Genomic DNA, 5804 nt, shown 5'->3' with positions numbered 1-5804 from the left:
CCTCGCCCAGGCACTGGAAGCCCTGATGCTGGTCCTCGCCGAGGAGAACACCACGCCCACCTAGGCGGACCCCACCGCCGATCGCGAAGCGCTGCCGGTGGGCTCGGCGCACGGCCGGTGAGGATCGCGGTGGCCGTCTGCGCGCTCGACGGCATGCAGAGCCTCTTCTCCGGCGTTGGAGTCGTGGTCAGATCCTTCGTGCAGCAGGCGGAACACATCTTGACGGAGGCTTTCGCGGACACGGGCCACACCTGGACTATGTCATGTGCGAGCGGGTCGCTGCTCGATGACGCCGTGAACCTACGCGCGGATCTGCGCGCCGCTACGTGCAGAGCCTGTGCCCACAGCGGCGGCACCTTCACGCAATTGCCGTCCCTCACTGACGGGAGCGACGCTGCCAAGCTATTCGTCGGCCGGGATCCGAGCCGCCCCGTGGATCAATGGGCGGCTCTGTCCACCGCCGCGGCCAATTGGCTGCTGGACCTCGCGACAGAACACGATGTGGTTCTGGCACTGCTCCATGACACACCCTTCGCGGCGGTTGCCGGACGGCTTTCCGGCCTCAACAACACAGCCGGGAACGACCCCTCGCCCCAAACTCGCGCCGCCGAGCGGATCATGCCTGTCTGGGTGCCACACAGCCTCGGCGTCGTCTTCCCGGATCAAATGAGTGCCCAGCGGCGCGAGTTCGAAGCCCGCGGCGTAGCAGACCTCATCGAGCGTGATGGCTGCGTGGGCTACGTCAGCGACTACTACGAAAACGTCCTCGCCGGCTGGGACGGCATGCGGCAACGCCACCTGGTCCCCTTCCACAACGTCATCGACACCGCCGCCTACCAGCGACCGCCTACGGAACAGGCACTCGCCGTGCTGCGCAAGATCCCCGCTGACGCCCGGCTCACCTTCAGCTGGGGCCGGTGCAAACCTCAGAAGGGCTTCGACGCGCTGCTGGACGCGTTCTGCGGCGTCCTGGCGGCGCGCCCGGACGACCGCGACCACTTGCTGCTCGTGGCACCGACGGCCACGACTGAGCCGTCCTACCTGGAGACCGTCAGCGGCCTGATCAACAGGTTGCCGGGCGAGCGAGTGACCGTCTGCCACGACTTCGATGAGACGCTGCCCTTCGCGGCGCTGCGCGACTCCCGGCTGGACACGGTCGTGCTGGCCTCGCGTTTCGAGGCGTTCGGCCTGGTCGCTGCTGAGGCCCTGGAGTTCGCCCACCCTGCCGCGCGCATCGTGCACTCACCGATCCCAACCTTCGAGACCGTGCTCGGCGGCGATCCACGCGCGGTCCGACTGGCCGACGTGAACGCAAGATCGATTGCCGCCGCCCTGCTCGACGACTCGCGGCCGGTTGCCCGAACCACCGTTGCGAAGCAGGGCCCCGAACGCGATGACCCCGGCGCTGCGTTCGTCCACACCCAGGCCAAAGGCGTGCGGGCATGCCTGGATCTGGCTCTGGACCGAGGTGCAGTCCGATGAGCGGGGACGCACGCCCTGTCGGCGCTTACGGCCTGTGGCCACTCGCGCTCCCGCTGCTCGGCGAGCTTCTGATCATCGCCTTCGGCACGTTCAGTGAAGTGTTCTTCCTCGGCCGGGTAGGACTCGACGCGGTGGCCGCGTACGGCATCGTGGCGCCCGTGCTGCTCCTGTGTATCGTCTTCCTGCGTCTGTCCGCCCAGGGCGCGGGTGCCGTGTTGTCCCGGTACAGGGGCAGCGGAGACATGGGGCGCGTAGCCGTCGGGCAAAGGCTGGCCCTAGCCGTGTCGACGGTCCTCGGACTCGTTCTCGCGGGCGGTCTGGCTGGGCTGAGCGAGCAGATCTTCTCCCTCATGGGCGCGTCGGGCCAGATCCTCGTCTACGCGCAGCAGTACGCGCTGGGCTGGTCGTTGGTCATCGCCGTCATGTCGGTCCGCTTCCCCGTCGCGGCTTTCGCCTCCTCGTACGGCAACACGCGCTGGGCGCTGGTCTCCAACGTCACTGGCACGGCGGTTGCGGTCACGCTGAACGCCTCGCTCGTCCACTGGTATGTCCACTGGTCCCGTCCCGCGCTGTGGGTCGCCCTCGCGGTCGCCGCCGGCTATCTGACCAACCTCATCGTGCTCGTGGTGCTCGCGCGGCCGAGCTTCGTGCGCTCCGCTTCTCGGACGCTCGGCGAACTGCGGGAGATCGCAAGGGAGATGGCACGGGTCGTCGTCCCTGGCACGCTCGATCCGGTCCAGTTCAATGTGTTGCTGATCCTTATGACCACGATCGTCGCCTCCTTCGGTAGCGATCAGCTGGCGGCCCGGGCCTACGCAACGCAGGTCGCGAGCTTCGTGTTCATGTACTCCCTCGCGTTAGCGCAGGCGAGCCAGATCCTGGTCTCCAGGGCGTTCGGCGCGGGCGACTTCGCTGGGGCCAAACGGCTCCTCAACATGGTGAGTGTGCGCAGCGTCGGCGGCGCGGTTGTGCTCGCGGTGCTCGCCGTAATAGGCGTGTGGCTCGGGATCGGCCAGCTGACAACGAGCCACGAGGTGGCGCGCCTCACCATCGCCCTGATCCTACTGGGCCTGGTGCTGGAACCGGCCCGCTCGCTCAACATCACGACGAACCTGTCGCTCGTGGCAATCGGTGACGGCCGATTCGTCCTGACCGTCGGCATCGGATTGAGCTGGCTGGTCGGTCTGCCTATTGCGTATCTGCTTGGACGGGGTGTGGGCTGGGGTGTCGTCGGCGTCTGGATCGCGGTCGCCCTCGACGAGAGCATCCGGGCGGCAATAGGCCTTTGGCGGTGGCGTGCACTCAATTTGGGCGCACTGCAGAACGTGACGGCCCTCGCCGAGAGCTCGGCGACCGGCGTGGAGGTAAGAGAGTGAAGCGGCAGGAGCCAGTGCTGGAATCGACTGAGGTCGCGGCAAGCGTGATCATCCCGACTTACAACCGGGCCGACCTGTTGCGCCGCACGCTCGGCGCGCTCTCCTGCCAGCGGGATGCCGCCTTCGAGGTCATCGTCGTGGACGACGGTTCGAGCGACGGCACCCGTGAAATGGTGGCGGCATTCGCGAGCCGTCTGCCGGTGCGGTACTTCTTTCAAGAAGACCTCGGCTTCCGCGCCGCCGCGGCGCGCAACCTCGGCATCCGCGAGGCCCGGGGCGATGTGTGCGTATTCCTCGACTCCGGCGTACTACCGACGACCGGCCTGGTACACCATCACGTGGCCCTGCACCGTGCCGGCCCCGAACGACTGGCCGTCGTCGGCTACACCTGGGCATACCGTGCTTCCCTTCCGCTCGGCCCCGAGACAGTGGCGGCCATCGATCCGGAAGACGCCGATGGGTCGGCTGCGTGCCTTGCCGCGTTCCCGGACGGACGCGACGTTCGCGACGACTTCTTCTATTCGGCCCAAGGAGAGGATCTGGGCGTCCAGCCCGCGCCTTGGGTCACCTTCTGGGCGTGCAACGTCTCAGTTCGCCGGGAGGACCTGTTCCTCGTGGGGCTCTTCGACGAGGCGTATCGTGGCTGGGGATTCGAGGACCTCGATCTCGGTTACCGTCTTTTCCGCTCGGGCGTGCGTTTCCGCCTGTCCCGACAAGCCGCCGCCGTGCACCTGCCCCACCAACGCGCCGACGACGACGGTCAGCGCTCCGACCACGAGAACAAACTGTACTTTCACAGCAAGTTTCGCAATCACGTCAGCGAGCTGGCCCTGTCGACGCCTTACAACTTGCAGATCAATGCGCTCTTGAAGGAGCGGCAGGTGAACCCACCTGTCGCGCCGTGACCGGCATCCGAGTGGTGCACCAACTCGCCGGGGAGTCGGCGGGCGGCCGTCGCGGTCATGTTGTGTCCAGGGCGAGTTGGGTCTCCTTCGACGTCGACGCGGACCAGCCAACGATGCGACGCGAGTAGGTGTCCACGACGAACGCGACGTAGACGACTCCAGACCAGGCCGCGACGTGTGTGCAGTCGGCGACCCAGGTTCGGTTCGGGGCCGGGGCGACGAAGTCCCGGTCGAGTGGATCCGGGGCCCTGGCGGTTGAGCTGTCGCCAGACCTTTCGCGCGCCATAGACCCGGTAGTTGGACTCGTAGATTTCCTTGATCCGTTCCTTGAGTTCCTCGTCTCGCACGGTTCGCGGCGAGAGTGTCAACTGGCGTTTCCTGGCGCCGTAGTAGGTGGAGGGGGGCGATGCTGATGCCGTGCGCTGCCAGCACGGTGCAGATCGGCTCGACACCGCCGAAGCGGTCCCGCATCTCGTCGATGAACGCTACGAGCGCGCGCATGGCCGGTCGAGCTCGGCCGCGAAGAAAGCCGAGGCTGCCTTGAGGATCTCGTTCGCCCGCTTCAGCTCGGCGATCTCCTTCTTCAGGGCCTTGACCTGCGCGGCCTCCTCGGTCGCCGTCCCCGGCCGCTGCCCGGTGTCGATTTGGTCCTGGCGGTTCACTTGCGCAGCGTCTCGCGCGAACCGATGCCGAGCGTCTCCATCACCGCGTTCAGCGCGGCAGTCTCGTTCCGGTAGTCGTCGCGGATCTCCGCGACCATGCGGACCGCGCGCTTGCGCAGCTCACGCGGGTACATCGAGGGTCGTGCCATGACTGCGAACCCTTACACGGAATCGAGTCTCCACCTCACTCGGGGCGGTTCACCCGAAGCGCACCGTTTGAGGGAGACTCCAACCGTCGTGATGTCGTCACGGTGTCCGGTTCTACGCGGCCGGTGCCGCGAGGCGGAAGCCCACGCCGATGGCTTCCAGATCCTCCTCATAGGCGCCGTGCCGGCGGGCGCAGCGGGCGAGGTCCCGGTCGTGGCGGAAGGCGCCGCCTCGCGTGATGTGCCGGTCGAAGGCCCAGTCCTCGGTGGTCGGCACCTCGGCGGGCGCGCCCGGGTAGGGGGCGTAGGGGGTGGAGGTCCACTCGTCGGCGTTGCCCGCCATGTCCAGCACACCGAAGGGGCTGGCCCCGTCGGGGAACGAGCCGACCGGCATGGTGGTGCCGATGCCGAGGTCCAGCAGATTGGCCAGACCGGTTCGGTACTCCTCGCCCCACGGGAACTCCCGGCCGTCGTCGCCTCGCGCGGCGCGCTCCCACTCGTCCTCCGTGGGCAGCCGCACATCGAGGCCGAGCCGTTCCCCGAGCCACCGGCAGTAGGCCGTCGCCGCCTCCCAGGGCACCCCGATAACCGGGTGATCTGCCGGCGTCTCTGGGACCGGCCGGCCGGTGGCCGCCGCGAAGCGGGCCCACTGGCCGACCGTGACCGGGGTGCGGGCGATCCGGAACGCCGGGACGTGGATCTCCGCGCGCGGGGCTTCCTTCAAGTACCACTCCACCGGCACCCTGATGTCCGCATAGCGGCGGGCCACTGCCGCTATTTCGTCGACCGGGGTCCCCCGACGCAACAACCCAGCCGGGATGTCAACCCAGTTCACCTGCTCCACGCGCATGGATCCTCCTGGACTCAAGTGGGCAATCCAAATTTTCACCTCGGTGGTCGGGGCGCGCGTCGGCCGATGGACCCATGTCACCAGCGACCTTGGAACCAGGACATTGAGCCACGGGCCAACCGGGTCAACGAGCGCCGACACGGCACGTCACGACGCGGCCGCGCCGGCGTCCATGAGTTCGCCGTAGCGGATCGACACGCATTGGGCTGCCGCGATCACCGTGATGGATCAAGCCCGGCCCCTTGATGCTGGTTGGTCCGCGGTCGCCCTTGCCTTCCGTCTGTTCCACTACTGATCTTTTCGTAAGTTCGGTGGGTGTGGTGGCCTTGTGAGTGGGAGGCTTTCGGGGTGGCTTATCAACCCTCGCCTTCGGCTGCCGGCCC

General features: G+C 67.6%; 7 protein-coding genes and 1 pseudogene. 3 read left to right on the top strand and 5 right to left on the bottom strand.

From position 1 onward, the window contains the following. Nucleotides 1–129: 129 nt before the first annotated feature. Genes ABZ646_RS38515 through ABZ646_RS38505 form a run of 3 tightly spaced genes read left to right on the top strand, consistent with a single transcriptional unit; the run spans nt 130 to nt 3763 of the window. Complete coding sequence (locus tag ABZ646_RS38515; RefSeq protein ID WP_360529926.1) at nt 130–1482, top strand: hypothetical protein; 1353 nt, start codon at nt 130–132, stop codon at nt 1480–1482. Continuing rightward, a complete protein-coding gene (locus ABZ646_RS38510; protein ID WP_360529923.1) occupies nt 1479–2858 on the top strand; it encodes an MATE family efflux transporter in 1380 nt (459 codons plus the stop codon). The genes ABZ646_RS38515 and ABZ646_RS38510 overlap by 4 nt, the downstream gene beginning before the upstream one ends. Beyond that, on the top strand, nt 2855–3763 hold the full coding sequence (locus ABZ646_RS38505; protein WP_360529920.1) for a glycosyltransferase: 909 nt from the start codon (nt 2855–2857) through the stop codon (nt 3761–3763). The genes ABZ646_RS38510 and ABZ646_RS38505 overlap by 4 nt, the downstream gene beginning before the upstream one ends. A 55-nt stretch (nt 3764–3818) precedes the next feature. Here the strand turns inward: ABZ646_RS38505 and ABZ646_RS38500 are convergent, their stop codons facing one another. The 5 genes and pseudogenes from ABZ646_RS38500 to ABZ646_RS38480 all read right to left on the bottom strand — a co-directional run bounded on the left by ABZ646_RS38500 (nt 3819) and on the right by ABZ646_RS38480 (nt 5421). Further along, complete coding sequence (locus tag ABZ646_RS38500) at nt 3819–4049, bottom strand: DDE-type integrase/transposase/recombinase (RefSeq protein WP_360529917.1); 231 nt, start codon at nt 4047–4049, stop codon at nt 3819–3821. After that, nucleotides 4021–4110, bottom strand: a pseudogene (locus tag ABZ646_RS38495) (IS3 family transposase); the annotation flags it as partial. The pseudogene ABZ646_RS38495 and the gene ABZ646_RS38500, both read right to left, overlap by 29 nt. Before the next feature lie 138 nt (nt 4111–4248). Then, nucleotides 4249–4425, bottom strand: a complete 177-nt coding sequence (locus tag ABZ646_RS38490) for a hypothetical protein (protein WP_360529914.1) — start codon at nt 4423–4425, stop codon at nt 4249–4251. Then, complete coding sequence (locus tag ABZ646_RS38485; protein ID WP_360529911.1) at nt 4422–4574, bottom strand: hypothetical protein; 153 nt, start codon at nt 4572–4574, stop codon at nt 4422–4424. Before ABZ646_RS38485 ends, ABZ646_RS38490 begins: the two co-directional genes overlap by 4 nt. Before the next feature lie 112 nt (nt 4575–4686). Beyond that, the gene (locus ABZ646_RS38480; protein WP_360529908.1) at nt 4687–5421 is read right to left on the bottom strand and encodes a formylglycine-generating enzyme family protein; all 735 of its coding nucleotides are present in this window, start codon (nt 5419–5421) and stop codon (nt 4687–4689) included. Nucleotides 5422–5804: the final 383 nt, after the last annotated feature.

It is taken from the genome of Streptomyces sp. NPDC007162 (genome assembly GCF_040634175.1).
Taxonomy (GTDB): Bacteria; Actinomycetota; Actinomycetes; order Streptomycetales; family Streptomycetaceae; genus Streptomyces.
This window is presented reverse-complemented; position numbering and strand designations above follow the sequence as displayed.